This is a genomic window from Sporosarcina sp. FSL K6-1508 (assembly GCF_038007465.1).
Lineage (GTDB): Bacteria > Bacillota > Bacilli > Bacillales_A > Planococcaceae > Sporosarcina > Sporosarcina psychrophila_B.
This window is the reverse complement of sequence record NZ_JBBOXF010000002.1, coordinates 130,027-149,334: the sequence shown is the minus strand read 5'-3', so window position 1 is coordinate 149,334 and position 19,308 is coordinate 130,027. Positions and strand designations below refer to the sequence as shown.

The following is a 19,308-nucleotide window of genomic DNA, read 5'->3' as shown; positions in this document are numbered from 1 at the left end:
AGACACACACTTTAAATAAAGTGTGTGTCTTTTTATTTCACAAATTTATTGTCAATCCTCCTAACTTACTTGTCCTTAATTTGCAAATTATCTATAACAGATAAGCCGATCTGTTGCAGGTATGGATCATTAAATTTTAGATAAGGTCGTCCTACCGTTTCAATTTGATGATTTTGAAATTTGCGCATCATAATTGAAATATCGTTGTCAATCTTCTCTTCAGAATTTCCGATTGACTTCATTAAGTCAAGTGCATTTAAGAGTAAACTTTCTTGTTCGTCTGGGGCGCCAATGGTAATCGAATTATTCTTTTTGTCCATCCATTCTGGAACAATCTCTTGTTTTGTTGACTTAGTACTGGCGAAATTTTGTTCAATGGCTCGTTTAAGATAGGCAGCTGGTTTTTTTACGTGACCCAATTTTATTCGTTCATTTGTATAATTTAAATTTTCGATAATACGTTCTTCGGTAAAGAGCGAAATCAGTTTTTCTGCATCTTCTTGCGCAATTCCAGTTACGAGTAATTCGCGTAACAAGAAAGATTTCTCTTCAGGATAGGTAGGGTTTACTTGAATTGGTAGTGCGACAGTATTGCTATTATTGTTAATTTGGAACTTGATTTTTTCTACGGCTCGACCATGTTTGATTTCTATAAAATCAAACGATATATCTGATTCTTGAAGCAGTTCACGTTGTGCAGTGAGAAGAATACGCTGCTTAAAATTTGCATACTTAGGATAGGTGTCTTCAGGGATGCCAAGCTTATCTCTTAATTCATCGAGGTTAAAGGTTCGAGTTCTTAAACCTTGACGTTGCTTTAACAATTCATAGAGTCGTATGGAATAGGAACTTTTTAATTTTGTTATATTGCCCAGCTTATAGGTAGTAAAGTTCTTTTGGATATGAAGAATATAGGGTTTCCAAAAAGAGTCGAAACGTAAAGTAATGGATCCTTTTTTCTCATTATATTTTACATAAGACAACCATGATACTTGGTGAATCTCGTCTCCCATTTTGATTTCAAATGATTTTTCCAAGAGTCCTTTTGTTATCTTACGTAAATCCTTATACATAGAATTGCTTTTCAGTTCCAAGAGATCCACGAAAGTCATAATGGGAAAAACGTATGTATTTAAATCTTGATCTGACGGCTGAACGTTTGAGAATAATGTCAATATTAGCTTTGATTCAAGTGCAGTTAGTCTGTAGCTTGAATCTATGAGCATATTTGACTTCGTAATGATATTTTCAGGACTAAATCGAACATCTATTAACGGTAAAGGAGTTTCAGACATAGTAGTACCTCCATTCAATTCCAATATGTTTAAGTATAACATTTGGTGCTATATCGTGTTACCTTTCATGTATATATGGATGGGTAATTGATTTAAGTGGCTATATTCGATTGTATTGACCCTGTTTCTGTTATCTTTCATGTATATATGGATGGATAATTGATTTAAGCAGCTTTATTCAATTGTGTTGACCCTGTTTCTGTTACCTTTCATGTATATATGGATGGATAGTTGATTTAAGTGGCTATATTCGATTGTATTGACCCTGTTTCTGTTACCTTTCATGTATATATGGATGGATAATTAATTTAAGCGGCTATATTTGATTGTGTTGACCCTGTTTCTGTTACCTTTCAACTTCATATTTAATATGGCCCTGTTTTTGTTATCTTTCGTAGCTGAAAACAGGTTTAGCCCTGTATATGTTACTCTTAACCCTGTTTTTGTTATAGTTAGACCCTAAATAAGTTACCCTTAACCCTGTTTTTGTTGCTATTAACCCTGTTTGTGTTATCTTATACCCTGTTTCTGTTATACATAGGCTTCCTAACCCCTTGTCCCATATAGGGTTAGGAATCTTGTAAACAATAAACATCTAAAACATCTAAAACAAAATACTGTTAAACAACTAAACAAGGAAGTCCGGCGTAGAGTATATTACTTAACCTTTTCTGAAAGGAGAACAATGTTAGAACGTCCATACGTTGCTGTCCTTTTCAATAAACTTCTTTCATGATATAATGTTGTCATTCAAAGCGATATGAAATTAGTATCCGCAGGTGACTGACTATCCACGCTCTTTGGAGCCACACGTTTATTTCGTGAGGTTTCCGAAGAGCGTTTTTTGGTCGAGTGATGGAAAGGGGAATATTGATATGAAACACGTAATAGACTATGTGCAGATAAATTGTATGGGTCAATTTGAATTTGGATTTGCCTTAACTGAAGAAAATGACTCATTAGCGATCGAAATTATGGTAGTTGATCACGGTAATTATATGGTGCGTACCCTGGGCAAGACACTTAAGTTAGAAGAAGCATTCAGTGTAGTACAGGATTGTGTTCAAAACGGTTTCTATGTCAATGGTTTGTTGTTTACAGGAATCCCTGGTTATTCTGTTGCATCGATAGCTGATTTTGTTTCAACAAGGTAGTTTTTTCTCATCCATTCAGTTATACTTGATGTATACATTTTCTCTTAATTTTTTTTGCAAATTCACCTTCTGGTGTGATTCTGCGGTGACGACTATTTTAAGCCTTTGGGCTGTTTGTGTACCATAGCATCTTTTCTTTTTTGCTGTGCAACCAAACTGCCCAAAGGCTTTTTTGCGTTCTCAGAACTTTAAGAGATTAGTAAAAAACAATGGGAAAGGGTGTTAGTTATGGCTAGAAAATCGTATTTACGAAACTCTACCGAAGAAAAGAATGAGCAGGTGCAACAATTGTTGGATCAGCTTAATGAAGGGGTAAGAAATTTCCAGTACAATCCCGAGAATTTCAAAGCCATCCTTCAGATGTCAGCATTGATGCCAACGTATTCATTTAACAACATCATGCTTATACGGGCACAATTTAAAAACTCCTCGTATGTTGCATCATTTAAAAAGTGGCAATCACTAAACCGTACTGTTATTAAAGGACAAAAATCAATACGGATCCTTGCTCCACGATTTAAAAAAGAAAAAGATAAAGTAACAGGTGTAGAAGAATCGAAATTGATAGGATATTTGGGTGTACCTGTCTTTGATGTAAGTCAAACAGATGGTGAACCACTACCAATTGACAAAGTGAAACTACGCCTTGAGGGAGAATCTGATGAAGCTGTTCGTATTTTTCAGTGGATGAAGTTGTTAGCCGCTGAAGATGATTGTCCAGTGCATATTGCATTTGCGAACGGAGCTAATGGTTACTACAAACCTGCATCGCATTTGATTGTTCTCGACCCAAGTCTTTCTGTAAATCATCTGGCCAAAACTGCCGTACATGAGCTGGTCCATAGTCGTGTACATCGACGTAGCCATCATGAGACAACAAAGGAAGAAATGGAATGTGTAGCAGAGGGTGTAGCTTTCATTATTTGTTCTTACTTTGGTCTTGATACCTCCGATTACTCCTTTGAGTATGTACGGGGATGGTCGAGCAGTGAAGGGGAATCATTGATGAAATACGGCGAAATTATTCAAAAGGCGGCAAATAGCTTGATAGCTGATTTTGACCGTGTTGCCGTTGCTATCCCAGCAGAAATTGAAGCGGGCCCGACAGATGAAAAAAATGTAATTCGAGGCACAGCAATTGTCACGGCTCGTTCTTATCGGATACCAACGTCTGAACGCAAGGGGCATCTGCATTATTATGAGGTTCGGCATGCCGATGGAGATGGTTTCCAACCTGCAGCTATTCAGCGGAGTGTCTGGGCCAACCATATGGCAACGCGACTAACTATCCTCTTGATTTAGGTAGTGATGGATGGATGGATTTAAATGAGGCAGAAGGGGATGTAATCCTACAAGCAATTTAGGATTATTATAAATAAATTAGTATTTTGAGGCGAAAACAATCCAGTGAACGGTTTCTTACTATATGTAAGAACTGTTTGTACGGGTTGTTTTTTATATAGGAGGAAAATTAATAATGAATTATATCGCAGAAACAACAGACAATCCGAAAATGTTTCAAGTCTATTTGAAGCAAGCCTGGCATGAAGTATTTTGTTATGCATTGGCATTCGAGAAATCCAATAGGTATGAGGACAAACTTCTATTTACAATCGTTAGTGGAAGTGATTCAGCATTGCAATCAATCAGAGGGGCAATTGATATCGGATCTACTGGCGGTTTGAAATTCGGTTACGGTACTAAGGAATTGACAGGCTACCGTTTTCACAGCGAGAAACCATTAGCTGCTGAAAAAGGGAAGTACGAGAAATTCCCAATGACTTTGAATCAGAACCGAAAAGCACTTGCCATTGTTCATGATGATGTTTTGAACAACAGTAAATATGTTCTTTCGTTTGATGGTAATCCCGCAACAGATATCGCTCAACTCTTAGGCGGTTCTACATATGGCTTGCACATTTTGCCTGAGTGGGAAGATACCGTATTGGAGGAATTGATACGGTGCCATCATTTGAGAAAACACGAGTTATATAAGGACGAATCCTTATTTCCGGAAGGACTCTATCTCTATTCGATTGATTTAACCGAAGAGCAGGCGGATCTATTTATCGAACGTTTGTTACAGGAGAAGATAATCCAATTTCCGAAAGAAGGCGATGGAAATTGTCTTCTTGAAACGAAAGACCTGACTTCTTATTTAATGACATATAACGAAGCAATGGTTGAGAAACTATCGGAAAAGGTTACTCCTACACACAATCCGATTGAAGATGATAGCTTAGCACATTTCAAAAGCTATCCGCGTGAATTATTTCCTGTTCAATCGCACACTGCAACTGCAATCGTCAAACGACTAATGTCGCAAAAGTCGGTTATTATACAGGGTGAAATGTCCACTGGTAAGTCGAGTATCATGACTGCCGTTGCAGATGGTATTCACGCTATGAAAGGAAAATCGGGTTATCACGTGTGTTTGATGTGTCCACCAAATTTAACTAAAAAGTGGCCAGAGGAAATCAAAATATTGATTCCTCATGCTGCCGTTCATGTAATAAAGAACACAACTGAGTTGATTCGTTTCCACTCCGAATGGGTTAGACAAGGCAAGCAAAAGCCAAAGGTGCCCACTTTCTTTGTCATTTCATTTACGACAATGAGAGGGGATGCACGGACCGTTCCAGCTGTCCGATACAAGTACAGCAGAACGACGCAACAGCGTGAACTTGAACTACCGGCATATCGTAATGGTTTATATTGTTCTGCTTGTGGTAAGCCGCATCAAACAGTAGAGCACACAATAACAGACACTGACGAAGATGGGAATGAGTTTACTGTACCTGTGACACATAGCATGACTGACATAGAGTTTGGTGAATCACGACGTTTACACAATAGCGTGAAGCCTGCCAATGCTTTTTGTTTTCATTGTCAATCGTCGCTTTGGACAAAAACAGCCCCCAACCGATTTAGTAATTTTGCTGAGTGGTGTAAATACGAAAATAAAATTATTCATGCGATCAATCAGGAGAATTCGAAACTGCTTTCCTACGTGCAGAGCAGACAACCCGAAATTCCGACAGCTGTTGGAATGCCAAGACGCATCGCTGCAGTCGAATATATCCGAAGAAAGATGAACAATTTCTTCGACCTTTCAATTGTGGATGAAGTTCATGAATTGAAAGGCGGCATGACAGCACAAGGAAATGCGTTGGGTTCCATCGTCCAGGCGTCAAAAAAAGTTGTTGCTGGCACGGGAACGTTATTTGGAGGTAAAAGTGAAGATATTTATTATCTCCTATGGCGTATGTTCCCTTATGACATGGTTGCAAGTGGTTTCCGTTATGAGGAAGTAACTCGATTCAACGAAGAATATGGAAACGTTGAAGAAACAGTCGTTGTAAGGAAAGAAGCTGCAGGTGAATACACAAATACAAATTCACGTGGTGGGGATCGTAGGACAAGCAAGAAGGTGCTACCAGGTATCTCTCCGTTTATCTATGGTCGTTACATGATTCAAAACGTTATCAATGTACGTTTGAAAGATGTTTGGCCAGAACCGGTTGAGTTAGTCGATACACCAACTATATTTGTTCCGATGTCCAGTGAATTAGAGAGTCATTATCGAGGGATGATAAGTGCCTTTGAATATGAAATCGATGCTAGGGAAGACGGATATAAGTTATACATGTCAATGACAGATTACGGCATTGCATATGCAGATAACCCATTCACATTTCCAAGTGCGACATTTAAAACAGAGTCCGGAGCACGAGAAGTGATATGGGAAGCGACTCATTTATCGGAAGATTGTACATTGCCGAAAGAGAAAAAGCTACAGGAAATCATAGAGGGTGAAATGTCGGAGGGTCGAAAATCCATTGTCTACGTGAAGGACACAGGTTCATCTGTAGAGCAACGGGATGTCCGGCCCCGACTAAAGCGTAAGTTAGAGGAAATTGGAGCGAAAGTATGCGTGCTGGATAGCAGTACAACTAGCACAAATGCACGTAGTGAATGGCTAAAGAAAAAGATAGAAGTTGAGGGTTATGATGTGTGCATTGTCAGCCAAGAGCTTGTAAAAGTGGGCTTAGATCTGTTATGCACACCTACACTTATTTACTATCAATTTTCTTGGAGCCTGTTCACCATAAATCAATCTAGCAGAAGGTCCTGGCGCATCGGACAAACTGAAGAGTGCCGCCTCTTTTACCTGGCGTATGCTGATACATTCCAAGAGAAAATGGCCGAACTTATCGCATTAAAGAACCGCGCGACAGCCGCCATTAATGGTGATGTATCTGCAGACGGATTATCCGCTATGCTCGGTGACGATGGGGACCTCCAATCCATGCTAATAGAAAGCGTTAAGAAGGGTGGAACCATAGTAAAAGGTTCTGCAGAGGAATGGATTCATCAAACGTCTGATCGTGCACGCGAGCTTCTCGCAAACATAGGTAAGAAAAAAGAAAAACTGTCCCCAACAATCTTAATGCAATTTGAAAAATGGATAGATGTTGAGATAACGGGTGAAGTTACGAAGAGGCAGATGTTGTTACAAAAAGAAGAGCTATCGCAAAATATAGCTAGGGGACAAGTGACAGGATTCACGTTTAGTGGCGGCGTACTCGAAGTTGATATGATTGAAGCTTTTGGGGTTGCCCGGGACTTCATATCGGATGGAGCAATTTTATATCATTTGACAAAAATTCAACAGTCAATTGAGCCAGAAGTTGCTATCACAACAGAAACGCAGGTTAAACATTCGCCTGTCATTAATATAGTTGAGATAAAGCAAACCCATGCTAATAAGAGAAAATCAAAAAATGGGGCATCGTCCGAGGGACAACTTGTCTTTGATCTTTTTGGTTAAGAGTTAACACTAATAAGAAATTGGAGGAATTAATATGATATTCATTTTTGAAGCGCTTTTTATACATGGTTTTTTGTTGTTTACTTGGATTTTTCAAACTTATTGTGATTTACGTTGTTATTTGCCAGCTACTGCAAATGGAGAAGCACTTGATGAAATCATTGAATTGCCCGTAAAGGTTGTCAATTGTATTCAGGAAGAAGTGGTCGTGCCTTATGAGGTCTCTGTTCTTACTGAAGAACATAATTCATTTTTCAACACATTGTCGGATAGTTTAAATCTATCTATAACAGAAGAGGTAGAAGTCTTTATAGAAGATAAAGAAAAGTTGACAATGAGTGATTGGAAAAAGGAACCTGAGCCAGTAGCGGTAACGACCATATTGGCGGCAAGTGCAAATGCGAAAATCAATGATTGTAGAATCGGGGAACAGCTGTGGATTGTAGAAGTCATCGGAGAAGAACAGGGCTTCATTCATGTGAGTGATGGAAGTGGACGTGCTTGGATTAATTCGAATGGTTTCGGTGCGTTTTCAAGAAAAGATATCTTATCTGTTCTTGTAGAGCGTAAAACAGATATACAAGTTGAACTTCTAAGTGCGGACATGCTCCAAGAACATTCTACGGATTTTAGCATGGTGGATGAACTGGATTGTATAGGTACACAACACTATGATGTCAGCGTAGGAGCTTAAATATATACGGGAAAGATGCTAACTTCGGTTAGGTCTTTCCGTCTAATTTTCACTTAATTGTCGAAATTAGACGGAAAGATGTTTTATTTCAGGAAGGAGATAAGAAAAATGATATACATAGCCATGTAAGAGAACTACTAGTTTATGATGAGGGTATTTTGTACCAGGCGAATAGTTATATTTATTTTATGCAATTGCCTAAAAGAAGGATATTAGGTATTGTATAAGTAACGCATTTAGGAGGTATTGGAATGGTAAAAGAGTCATCCAGTAACAGTTATTATGATCAAGAAGGAGAAATTTCACAGTTTTGTGAACGGATCCGTGAAAAGAATATTTTAGCTCGAGAAATGGAGTTTGAATATAAATGGAGAGCGAATAACTTAATTACTCGGGTTGACGGTACAACAACGTTAGCCTTAACTCCTGCATTTATGGACTCTGTATCTCAGCAATTGGACCTACTATATAAAGAGGTAATAACTCCATTAATTGAAAGAGTCCAATCAAATTTTGTTCTCACGGTAAAAATAGATGCTTTAGGCCATTTTTCATTAGATGACCTTAAAATCACTTTTAAAATCGACTTAAAACAGCATGTTTCATTACATGAATCGTTTCGTATACCATTTCGCATTTTAATTCCTTTTTCGGAGTATATCGATTATCTTTCTCTACGTGGACAAGGACACAATCTAAAGGTGATTGAAGCGGAAGTGAACATCAACAAATTAGACCTTCTGGATGTTATAGATTGTCCAATCGCAGGGCCTAAAGCAAAAGAACAATGGTTAGCATTCGCCATTGAGGCTACTGCAGAAGCAAAAAAGGAACACAGTATAAATGTGATTATTCCTGTTAGTGAAGGTGAGGTAACCTGGGAGATTCCTCACCGGAGAAGAATGCAGCATGTTGAATTTCTTCATAAGAAAAAGAAGAAATAACATATGAAACAACTTATAAACTTCTTTCTGATGGTCCTACTTGTAACCTGGTTTGTTCCCATAATTGCATCTGCTGATGCTCTCCCTTTTAATATACCAACAAATGACCAAGCAGAAATTAAGCCAGTAAATTCAGATCGTTTACTAGGCGGAATTATAGGAGATATGAGCGGTATTATGGCTCCTGTTTATAAATGGGGTGTAAATTTCATCACGATTGTCTTTGTAGTCGGCACCATTGTCATGATACTATCAGCTTTGTTCAAAAACGGTCAATGGCAGAAATTTGGGCAGATTTCGATGTTGATATCGTTTATTACAATGTTGTTGTTACGAGGTTTACCAATTATAATATTGTCCGTTCGAAATTCATCTGATATTGACATACTCATTCAAGAAACATTATCATTACTCGGCTTTAGCGCAGTTTTCTTATGTTTAATAAGTATAGGAGTCAGCTTTCTATTCGGATTTGGCTATCGATTGATTGAACACCCTGAATTCCATCGTTGGGCGAAAAGCTTAAGGGCCGTTTCCATATTAATGGTTTTGTTTGCTATCGTGATTCCCTGGTTATTACCTATAATGTAATAAAGAACGGTTTCCATTCATGTCATACTTCTGATATAATAGATTCAAATTATAAATTTAAATTAAAGGGCGTACCCCTCTTCGCGAACAGCATTTGTGCTGTTCGAGTGGAGGGGTGCGTTTTTTTTATAGGAGAGATTTCATGAATATTTGGGTTGTCGGTGAACCATACGAAAAGAGAGTGCTCTGGGGTAGCTTGCTTGCTAATTCACTCCCGTCTTCAAACGTTATTACGAGCTTTACATCGGATGTTTTTCTAAAAAAAACGTTAACAGACAACGATATTGTCATTTGCTTAACAGCCCACTTTGACGAAGCAGTCCATTCGATTATTAATTATTCTATTTCCGCCGAAATCCCTGTACTTTGTGTAGTCGAAGACATTAATAATGTTACGTATGAAAAACTTATTCAAACAGGAATAAAAGGTATTTTAAAAAGTAACACGGCTTCACTTGATACAATTAAATCTGCTATGCGAATACTTAAAGGTGGTGGCATGTATATAGATGCACCATTTAAAAATAATAGTCTTTCACCTAGACTAATTTTGAACTTGCCAGAAAAGCCAACTTTGAATATTACGGAATGGAAGGTTTTTTCTTTAACATGCAAAGGCATGACAATCGAAGAAATCGCGAAGCTTTTAGGGATATCAGAGATTGAAACACAGCAGTATCACGAGATAATCATTGAAAAAACAAAATGTAAAACGATTTCTGGAGCAGTTGCAAGCGGAATAAATAAAGGCTGGCTTATTGACCACGAATAAATACTTTTACTTAGTTGTTTACATATACAATATAATGTTATATTGTATACGGTATAGACAACAAGAAGTTTAGGGAGGAATTTATCATGGCAAAAAGAACAGTAGCAATCATCGGTGGAAGTCAAGAACAATCATTTATAAAGATTGGGAAGAAAATGGGGTGTAATGTGCTCTTTCATAATGGAATTACTCGTAATGGGGGCACAAAGAAAGATTTTAGACCTCTTGTAAAGAAGGCAGATTGTGTTGTTCTCTTGCTTGGTGCATGTAGTCACGTCACTATGAACATCGTGAAAAACCTTTGCAAAGAGCATGAAATCAATATCGCTTACCATCAAGGATTTGGAGTCAGTGGGGCGCTAAACGCTGGTATAGATATCATGGAGGCTGCTGTCTAATATGAAAAGTTATATTATGCAAAAAACAAATAGAAGTTTCATTTTAGCACTATTGTTTTGTACAGTCATCGTAGCTATGTGGTGGCTTGCAAATGTGGTAATTATGGAAAAGGAAATAGCACCCGCTGATTCAATCCAACCCATTGTAGAGTATTACGGGGAAAGTGAGAAAGGGTCATGAAAGTTAGAGTTATATATTAATTAGAGCTGTTTTGCGCTTGATTCGTGTGTCCAACAGTTTGAAGTCATTTTGCAAGGAGAAGAATCAGGACTATTTTAGAAATAATTTACATTAGGGGCGGTGTTCATATGAAACTTTTAGCATTTGCAGACGTAAGAACGACTTTAAAATTACCAGAGGTAGAACCTGATATCGTTCTTTTATTAGGTGACATACCTTCTCGAATGGTTTCAAAAATAGATCGAATGTATTCTTGTCGAAAACTTGGTGTGATGGGTAACCATTGCCATCAGTTGAATTTTGAAGACACGTCAGTTATTAATATGCATAATCAGATCATGTCGTTTGACGGCGTCACATTTGCAGGATTTGAGGGTTCCCCTGTATATAAAGAACAGAAATTTGGTCAGCAGACTGAAGCTGAGGCGAATGCATTCGTACAAAAGATAGGGCGGCATCGCGTAGATATCTTGTTGACACATTCCAATCCAGCTTATGGAGATATGGATTTAGATGATGCACACCGTGGGTTCCAAGCTTTTAATAATTTAATTTTTAACGAACAAGTTACTCATCTTCTCCACGGCCATCTACACGATCCATTTACACGTAATGTGAATGGTTGCACGATTAATTCCGTGTATCCATATCTCTGGATTCCGGATTTGTCAATTATCCCAATAAATTGTAGTCAGTAGAATGACTATTGAATTTTTTTATAGGAAGGGTAGGTGAATCGGTGGTGACTCTTCATGAGAGATAGTTAGTGTAGAGGGGCAGCCGAAGTATATGGAATTTGTCGAAAAACAATGTGTTGGATGTGGATATGACTATTTATGTTTTAAGGACTATGTTGATACGTCCTTATACTGTACAAGTTCGTGCAAAGAGAACCATAGCCTCTTTTCAGATGAAGATAGGGGAAATATGAATAGTTTTATGGAGGGAGACAAGCGTATTGAACATGAAAGTCGCTAAATACAAAACCAATTTACGAAAATGGAAAATGAATGCGAACAGCTATTGATACTCTTACCGACCGTTTATTTTCATTCATATTCTTCTTTATCGGTAGCATTTTTGTAGGTTGGATTCTTTACATCGTATACGGTGCTATTACCATGTTATTTGTCATATTAGCAGCAACTAGTGGCGGCATTGTAGGGTTTCTCTTAGGGGCTGCTCTGGATTCCTGGATAGGTGATAAGAAAAATCTATCCGATGTAATGAAAAATGAAGAGGTATAGAAATCTTAAACTTAAAAGGAGGAGGTTATATGCATTCTGCACTTTTGACAGATGGGAAAGTCGTTACGGCCAAAGCTTATGATGAATCATTACATGGTGTTCGAATTGTTTGCATGGATAAAGGATGTGGTGTTCCTGTATTTTTCATACCTGGGTCATCAGGAGTCATAGCTCACTTTAAGACCAGCGGTAAAGGTCCTTCTATACATAGAGAGGGATGTGGGTTTGCGAAGAAGCTAACGTTCCAGGAAACAGTTGCAAAGGTCAGTGAATACCAAGTTTCTCTGCGTGAACAAGGTATTCGTGAGTTTGTTGTCCGGTTAAATTTGAATAGTATTGATCCTGATATCGAATCGAGGACAATTGAACGAAATACGAAAGAGAAAGAAGAGAAAGAAAAAGATGAATTAGACGAAGACGCATTAAAAGAGACCGAGCCTACCCCACAGTCAATTGGATCTCTGCGCTCAGTAAAAAAACTATTTACAACAGTTGAACCCGACTTGCTAGCCTCCATTATAGTTTCAGTGAAAGGAGTGCGTATTCCCATCTCAGAACTAATACGCCATCATGACCTTGCACATAACGCCCTGTGGGAAGGTAATACGCTTGAAGTTCCATATTTCATACATGGACGTATTGAAAAGGTTTTTCGCTTGAAAAAAGTCTGGTATATCAACTTTACTTCTACAGAGAAAGGTTTCTTTTCCTTAATTATTTTTGATAGACATTTCAAGTACTTCACTCTTAAAGATAATGAATTAATTGGTAAAGAAGTACTAGCATATGGCATGTTGAAAAAAAATGAATTCAAAAAGGAGAAAAAATCAACGGAAATGATTATCAAATCTAATAAATACATTGAGTTTTTATAATAAAACAATATTTAGAAATCGAAGTAAATTACTTATTTAAAAGGAGATATATTAAATGTTAACTATTGTGCCAGCTTTAGAAATAAAAGCATACGGAGTATTTAAAGACTTAGAGAGGGCAAAAAGTTTCAATAATAATTTGGGAGATATTTTACATCTTTATCGCATACGGACAACATTAAACCCTAATGAATTTAAAAGTGAATTTTTTAAGCCTGGTTCTGATGGATCATATTTAGAGGAATGTTGCGGGAAAGGCAATGTTGAACTAGAGGTTACAAAATCGAGCTTTCTTGCATTGCATGGTTTAACAGGTTGGAGTACTCAACGTAAAAGTGTAATTACAAACTTCAAGAGCAAAAATAGCTGGAATCGTGGTATTTATAAAGAATCAATGCTGTTAACAATTGATGAAATTGAAGTTATAGCATATAACCCCTTTAAAATAGTATTGATTCAAAATTTTGGCGAAGTGAATGAGTTGAATATTAACGAATTCAAAACACTTTATTACGACTCGTGTATGGCACAATTAAATGCACACTTCGGAAAACCAACGAGCGAGCTTAGAGGTCTTGCAATTGTATGACAAGTCTATTTTACGTTTTAATCAGCACTTTAGTGCTAAGTAGTGCTCTCCATGAATGGTTGCTCTTTGAGCATCCGATCATGAAGCGCACGGTATGGTTTATCTTATTACCTACGTATGTTGTGATTCTTATAACATGCGTAGTTTCATTTTTAATACCTTCACAGCATGTCGTATTATTCATTGTACGTGATATAGGTTTTGTAGTATTTACGTATTCAGGAGCCTTGTATGGAGTATTTTTAATTACTATTAGGAAAATCAAAAGAAAACATGAAACTGTTGAAGAAGATGTTCTTGGTAATCAAAGCATTTAGATAAATATATGTCTGTTTCAGTCGACAGTGGGATAAGCTTAACAATAAAATTAATCATTTGGATGGTGTTAAGTTAATGGAAATGGTTGTTTTTATCTTCGTCGTTTTTCCAGTATTGCTTATTCTTATTGGACTATCTTGCTTTTTAATCCCGCAAAGGGAATGAAAGTGTTGGTGTGGAAAAAAGCTAGAAACATAGAGGGTGAATCGGAAGGAGAGGTTTATAATAAATAAAGATTCTTTATCGAATGAAGAACGCAGTAGTCTTATCGATTGGTGTTCATTTTTAAGCGGTTTCCATCCATCTTGCTTTATAAAACTTGATGACTCGAGTTTACTCAAAGAATATGAAAAGCTTGTTATAGATAAAAGTATATAATTTCAAAAAAGGAGGGCTTCAATAGAGTGAAATGTAAACACATGATCTCTTGTCTAGTCGCACTTATCCTTATTTCATCTTCCTTGTCACCTCTACATATTTTAGCAACCCCAATAAAAGAGCTGCAAGTAAAACAGGAATTAATTGAAAGAGAGAAAAACAGATTTAATTCAGGCGTTGAACAAAAAGAAATAGAAATTAAATCAAATGACTCCGAAATCAGCACTAAACTTGAGCAACTTCACACACTAGGCAACACTTTAAACACCGCCAGTAAAAAAATTGATAAAACTGAAGCGGAATTCTATCAAACTGCTGAAGAAATAGAACTATTACATAAGTCTATATCTATCCTTGAAAAAGACGTTTCTGAACGTGATTCTGTATTGCGTAGCCGAATACGATCAATACAAGCAAACGACGGCTCGATTGATTTCATTGATGTACTTCTGGGAACTACCAGCATCTCTGATTTTTTTCAACGATATTCTGCTTTAAATGCACTATTGGAAGCCGATCGAAAGATAATGAAACAACAATCATCTGATATCAAGCAACTTGAAGTCAAAAAAAGATTAGTAGCAGAAAATCTATCGGAGCAAAGAGATAATAAAAATTCTCTGCAAGAATTATATACCATACTCGAATTACAAAGAATAGAGAAAGATTCTTTAGTTCAAGAACTTGAATTAGAACAAATACTATTGACTAGCGAGAAAGAAAAATTAAAAAGCTCATATGATATAGCTGTAAAAATGAGCGAAGAAATCGAGCAAGAAATCATTTCACTTCAAAATAGACAAACTATAAACAGCAATTTTTATGAGACTGCTTCAACCTATATACCAGCAGCAGTATGCAGTAAAGATGGAAATATTAACGAAGATGTATTTTTCGCAAAGTTTAAATCTGCTGGCGCATTTACAGGGAAGGGACAAGCATTCATAGATATTGCAAACGAGTATCATATTGACCCCGTTTTAATGGCCGCTATCGCTTTTCATGAAACAGGCAGTGGTACATCAAAAGCAATTAGGGAATTTAACAATCCAGGGGGGTTAATGAATCCGGCGACAAATTGGTCGACATTACTCCGCTTTGATACGGTAGAAGATGGATTACGAACGACTGGCAGAACTATAAGCAAACTTATTAATAAAGGTGGGTTAACGACAGTTAGCGACCTTGGCAGCGCCTATGCACCTCTTGGAGCGGACAACGATCCAACTGGGCTGAATAGACATTGGGCCCCTAACGTAACAAAATTCACAAACGAATTTGGTGGACTGATTATGAATTGTGAAAAATAATGATTTTACCATTTGAACGTACCGATAGCGATTTAGGAGAGTGTAATTTAAAATGCAAAAATGCAAATGTGGGGAAAAAATGAAGCCTTGGCTTACAAATACTCATTATGAATGTTTTCAATGTGACAGTTGTACCATCCTAATGAAAAGAGTTCCTTTTGGAAATCCAACAAAAAAGTATTTTTTCTTCTTTGTTATTCTCTCTTTGTTCGTTACAAAGAAGAAATGGTTAGAGCCACTGAAAACTAGAGAAATATAGATTTGAAATCGCGATATTTAATAATCAATATTCCATGATGATATAATTTGTCTGAAAGGAGTTGTCTTAATGGAACAAATTAAAGATGAATTAATAGACTGTATTCAAAAAATGACAAATGACAATTTACTAGTTACAAAACAACGGATAGATAAACTTTTTCAGTTTATAGAGGTATCTAGTTCCTTGTGGGGGGAGGTACCTACTTTCGTCACAACAAATGAAGAGGTGCCCGAAGATTTACAAGTCCCTGAAGAGTTCAATCCAACTATTATTGAAATTCCCAAGACGGAAGGAATCCAGCTGGACAGGAAACTAAAAGGAGGAATTCTTAAAGGAGATAAAGCAGATATTTATGTACCGGAAAAATTCATCAGGATGCAGGGATTTGTACACGGTGATTGGGTCGAAGCAATCGGAGCGAATAACAAAGATCTTGTTTTTCTAAAAAGAAAAAATAGTATCACCGAACAGGAATCCAACCGATTGGAATTAGAATATTGTCTATTATCATCGTCACCAGATAACCTATTAATAGCTGAACAGCATATTGTAAACGGAAATATTAAGCGAATTAAAATAGACGGAGAAACACCCTACCAATTTTTAATCTCACATAATGATGTACAAGATTTTGGTTTGAAAGAAGGAAACGTAGTATCTATTGCATATCACAAGTCTGATTTTAGTTCCCATCGAGTTGTGTGGCTTCACCATGATTTCTCTGATGCAGATATAAGACCAACCCCAAAACCCTCTGGATATTATAAAGAGGATGCTGAGAAACAAAGTATATGGACCGATGAGGAAAAAACACTACTAAACGGAAAAAAGATTGTCATAGTAGGAGCAGATTTTCGAACAGCAGACTTTAAGACACTATCAAAGGAGGGAAACTTCACCCTTGATTCGTTAAGCGGTGATGAAAGTAAGACAAGGTTTAAAGCCAAAGTACGTTATACGGACCTCATTATATCAGCAGGAGAACATTCTTCACACCGCGGAAGCGGATTGGCTAAAGACTGTGCAAAGAAATTCAATATACCATTTCGTGCCGCCCCAACGAGTCAATCTTCTATAAAAAAAGCAATTATACATGGTACTAAAGAGAAACAAATACCTTTTTATACGTTCTTCAAATAATTAGTCCGGGATGTTTAAGTCCGAAGGATAGACAGTTAATAGAAATCGTGAATTACACTATAGAAAGAGGGAGAAACATGGAAATATATGTTCATTCCAACGGGGAGCAAGCGGAGTTAAATTACCAAGAGTATTTGAAAGCTTACGATGATTTAAGGATGTTGCTTAAAAAACGAGTGATGCAGACATTGAAATGTATATCGTCATGACGAAAGAGCAGTCCTATGTAGAAGACGAGAATAAGCTTCGGAAGAAATTTTATGAAATAAGAGATGGGGAGTAATTCACAGTCCGAAAATTATGTGTAACAAGTAAGGAAGAAGTAAATGCATTTAGAACGAAATTCACTAAAGAAAAAAGAACTCGAAAAAATAGTGTGTTGCACAGAACGACCAAAAATGTGTACTAAAGATAGCAATAAAGATAACGATTCAGTCAAAGGCGTATAAAATTACTAGTTATTCATTAGTATTTAACTACCAATTAATGAACGTAAGACACATAATGGACTACAAGAAGAGCTTGCATAGCGGTACGTCTAGTGACATATAGAGCCTAATTTACTTATTAACTAATAGAGCAAAAATTATACATAGGTGAATAATAGAAGGAGGAATATAAATGGGAAAAACTAATAATGGTAAGAAAGCTAATGAATTAAAGATATCATATAAGAAAAGTTCAGTGAAATTAGGGAAACGTAAGACACTTCTTTTTGAAGTAAAAAGTTCATTTGAAAAAAATTCAGTAATGTTTTTTACGGATCGCAGCAAATATATAGAGATAAAGGAAGACCCTTCTGTAGCTATTGAAATCGTAAAAACAATTGGAGGTCTTTCAGAAACGATAGAAAAAGCATTATCTACACCTACAAAGATAAGCGTAAAATATAAAGGAATGATAAAAAATAGAATTTCTATTATTAGCAATTTATAAAAGCAGATTATGAAGAGTTACTAAAGAACAAACTACGAAGAAGGGAATGGGGAATAGCAGAAGGTTGTTATTTATACGAAAGGAAGAGCGCTTATGAGTCAATCGGTTGGAACAGAACACTTGGGTTAACGCTGACTAACAATCCATTAAATACGAAAGCAGAGAGCGAGGTTGGTAATTTCTTTAATCATTATTGGAATTTGGTTGTGTTAGTTTTTTGTATTACTGTCGTAACCCTTGCAATGATTTCCGCTAATAACTAAAGTGTGGATTTTTATCAGTTGCCTTTTTCTTCCGACTACTCAAGAAGAAATAATAGTAGTTGGTCTATTCAAAAAGGAAAAAGTCACGTTTGCTAGTGAGTACTGGTACCTCTTCATATTGTTTGGGTAGAAAACAGTTCTTACATAAAGTGCTGCAGTTTAGTGGTGATTGAATGTATAGAGTCGCATTACGAGCATTGTGTAAGTTCTGAATGGTTTATCACTAATTTTAAACTAGGACTATCTATTTTTGTTGATATAATGATCATATGGGCGTCTACTGATTTAATAAAAATAATTTGTTCGAATACCATTGGGAACTGCTAATTAGACACTTTAAGTAACAAAGGAGAGAATAGTGTGACAATTGAAGGATATATAAAACGTAGAAATAATGGCCAGTCATTGGGAGACATTCAAAACGAGAAAGGTTTAAGTGAAGCTACAGTATGGACTATGGAACTTGGCTACCAATGCCATTTATGTCATGTACCTTTAGATCAAGCTATTTCAGTTATTAAAAGACTAGTTTCATACAAGTAGGGGATAACGCTAAGTAAATGAGTAATGAGTAAATCCTAGTATGACTAAAAGCTATAACAATAAATGTCAGTAAGGTGAAATTAGCTACAAAAAGACGTATACTCCCTCCATTGCTGGTTCGGGAATCATGTTAATAGTGTATATATTTTTTATAAGTTTTGTTAAAATTGCAGTCAATTTATAAATCTAGGAAAAAGAGGAGTGATTCGGAAATGTTTTATAAAACTCAATATCACGAAGAATTATACCATCAATTTGTTAGCAAATTGAACAGTAATGACCTCTATTATACGTGGTTTGCTTATGTGGCTGCTGCCATAGAAAAAAAGGAACTTTTGAAGGCATTGGATGATTGTAGTATTGATGTGGAACTACTCCTAGATATATCAAAGGTGTGGTCAAATTCAGAACGAGCTATGCTTGAAGTTGCATGGCAAATGTTTAACAATGGAAACCTTTATGAAGAAGATAGTGAGATACTTTATCCTACTATTAAATCCATTTTCAATTCACTAGATAAGAACAATTCACAAATTGTAATTGAAGCTATTTCAATGAAACATTTATAATTGAGTACAACAGAAGGT

At 36.5% G+C, this 19,308-nt stretch carries 20 protein-coding genes; 19 read left to right on the top strand and 1 reads right to left on the bottom strand.

All coding sequences use genetic code 11. The features are described 5' to 3' along the window. Positions 1-65: 65 nt before the first annotated feature. A complete protein-coding gene (locus tag MKZ11_RS24770) occupies positions 66-1,295 on the bottom strand; it encodes a replication initiation protein (protein ID WP_340797252.1) in 1,230 nt (409 codons plus the stop codon). 875 nt (positions 1,296-2,170) lie between these two features. Between MKZ11_RS24770 and MKZ11_RS24765 the strand changes: the two genes are divergently transcribed. From MKZ11_RS24765 to MKZ11_RS24675, 19 genes are all read left to right on the top strand, one after another. Continuing rightward, positions 2,171-2,449: a hypothetical protein gene (locus MKZ11_RS24765; protein WP_340797251.1), complete on the top strand. Its 279-nt coding sequence runs from the start codon at positions 2,171-2,173 to the stop codon at positions 2,447-2,449. Positions 2,450-2,677: 228 nt separating this feature from the next. Beyond that, positions 2,678-3,751: an ArdC-like ssDNA-binding domain-containing protein gene (locus tag MKZ11_RS24760; protein WP_340797250.1), complete on the top strand. Its 1,074-nt coding sequence runs from the start codon at positions 2,678-2,680 to the stop codon at positions 3,749-3,751. A gap of 175 nt (positions 3,752-3,926) precedes the next feature. Next, a complete protein-coding gene (locus tag MKZ11_RS24755) occupies positions 3,927-7,280 on the top strand; it encodes a DEAD/DEAH box helicase (protein WP_340797249.1) in 3,354 nt (1,117 codons plus the stop codon). Positions 7,281-7,314: 34 nt separating this feature from the next. Next, positions 7,315-7,974, top strand: a complete 660-nt coding sequence (locus tag MKZ11_RS24750; RefSeq protein ID WP_340797248.1) for a hypothetical protein — start codon at positions 7,315-7,317, stop codon at positions 7,972-7,974. Positions 7,975-8,225: 251 nt separating this feature from the next. Further along, a complete protein-coding gene (locus tag MKZ11_RS24745; protein ID WP_340797247.1) occupies positions 8,226-8,918 on the top strand; it encodes a hypothetical protein in 693 nt (230 codons plus the stop codon). 30 nt (positions 8,919-8,948) lie between these two features. Then, the gene (locus tag MKZ11_RS24740) at positions 8,949-9,509 is read left to right on the top strand and encodes a hypothetical protein (protein ID WP_340797246.1); all 561 of its coding nucleotides are present in this window, start codon (positions 8,949-8,951) and stop codon (positions 9,507-9,509) included. A 142-nt stretch (positions 9,510-9,651) separates the two neighbouring features. Further along, positions 9,652-10,281, top strand: a complete 630-nt coding sequence (locus MKZ11_RS24735) for a helix-turn-helix transcriptional regulator (protein ID WP_340797245.1) — start codon at positions 9,652-9,654, stop codon at positions 10,279-10,281. Positions 10,282-10,367: 86 nt separating this feature from the next. Continuing rightward, complete coding sequence (locus MKZ11_RS24730) at positions 10,368-10,679, top strand: DUF2325 domain-containing protein (protein ID WP_340797244.1); 312 nt, start codon at positions 10,368-10,370, stop codon at positions 10,677-10,679. A gap of 1 nt (position 10,680) precedes the next feature. Continuing rightward, entirely contained in the window at positions 10,681-10,860 is a 180-nt protein-coding gene (locus tag MKZ11_RS24725) for a hypothetical protein (protein ID WP_340797243.1), read from the top strand. Positions 10,861-10,988: 128 nt separating this feature from the next. Then, positions 10,989-11,558 carry a metallophosphoesterase family protein gene (locus MKZ11_RS24720; RefSeq protein WP_340797241.1) on the top strand — a complete coding sequence of 190 codons (570 nt, stop codon included), beginning with the start codon at positions 10,989-10,991 and terminating at the stop codon, positions 11,556-11,558. Between the two features lie 312 nt (positions 11,559-11,870). Further along, on the top strand, positions 11,871-12,107 hold the full coding sequence (locus MKZ11_RS24715) for a hypothetical protein (RefSeq protein ID WP_340797240.1): 237 nt from the start codon (positions 11,871-11,873) through the stop codon (positions 12,105-12,107). A gap of 29 nt (positions 12,108-12,136) precedes the next feature. After that, the gene (locus MKZ11_RS24710; RefSeq protein WP_340797239.1) at positions 12,137-12,982 is read left to right on the top strand and encodes a hypothetical protein; all 846 of its coding nucleotides are present in this window, start codon (positions 12,137-12,139) and stop codon (positions 12,980-12,982) included. A 55-nt stretch (positions 12,983-13,037) separates the two neighbouring features. Continuing rightward, entirely contained in the window at positions 13,038-13,571 is a 534-nt protein-coding gene (locus MKZ11_RS24705) for a hypothetical protein (protein ID WP_340797238.1), read from the top strand. A 722-nt stretch (positions 13,572-14,293) separates the two neighbouring features. After that, on the top strand, positions 14,294-15,577 hold the full coding sequence (locus MKZ11_RS24700) for a coiled-coil domain-containing protein (RefSeq protein ID WP_340797237.1): 1,284 nt from the start codon (positions 14,294-14,296) through the stop codon (positions 15,575-15,577). A gap of 328 nt (positions 15,578-15,905) precedes the next feature. Further along, on the top strand, positions 15,906-16,979 hold the full coding sequence (locus tag MKZ11_RS24695) for a hypothetical protein (RefSeq protein ID WP_340797236.1): 1,074 nt from the start codon (positions 15,906-15,908) through the stop codon (positions 16,977-16,979). Between the two features lie 77 nt (positions 16,980-17,056). Next, entirely contained in the window at positions 17,057-17,188 is a 132-nt protein-coding gene (locus MKZ11_RS24690; protein WP_340797235.1) for a hypothetical protein, read from the top strand. Positions 17,189-17,600: 412 nt separating this feature from the next. Then, positions 17,601-17,915 (top strand): hypothetical protein, encoded by a 315-nt coding sequence (locus tag MKZ11_RS24685; RefSeq protein WP_340797234.1) that lies wholly within the window; start codon positions 17,601-17,603, stop codon positions 17,913-17,915. A 623-nt stretch (positions 17,916-18,538) separates the two neighbouring features. Continuing rightward, positions 18,539-18,721, top strand: a complete 183-nt coding sequence (locus MKZ11_RS24680; protein ID WP_340797233.1) for a hypothetical protein — start codon at positions 18,539-18,541, stop codon at positions 18,719-18,721. A gap of 212 nt (positions 18,722-18,933) precedes the next feature. Then, on the top strand, positions 18,934-19,290 hold the full coding sequence (locus MKZ11_RS24675) for a hypothetical protein (protein ID WP_340797232.1): 357 nt from the start codon (positions 18,934-18,936) through the stop codon (positions 19,288-19,290). Positions 19,291-19,308 lie beyond the last annotated feature (18 nt).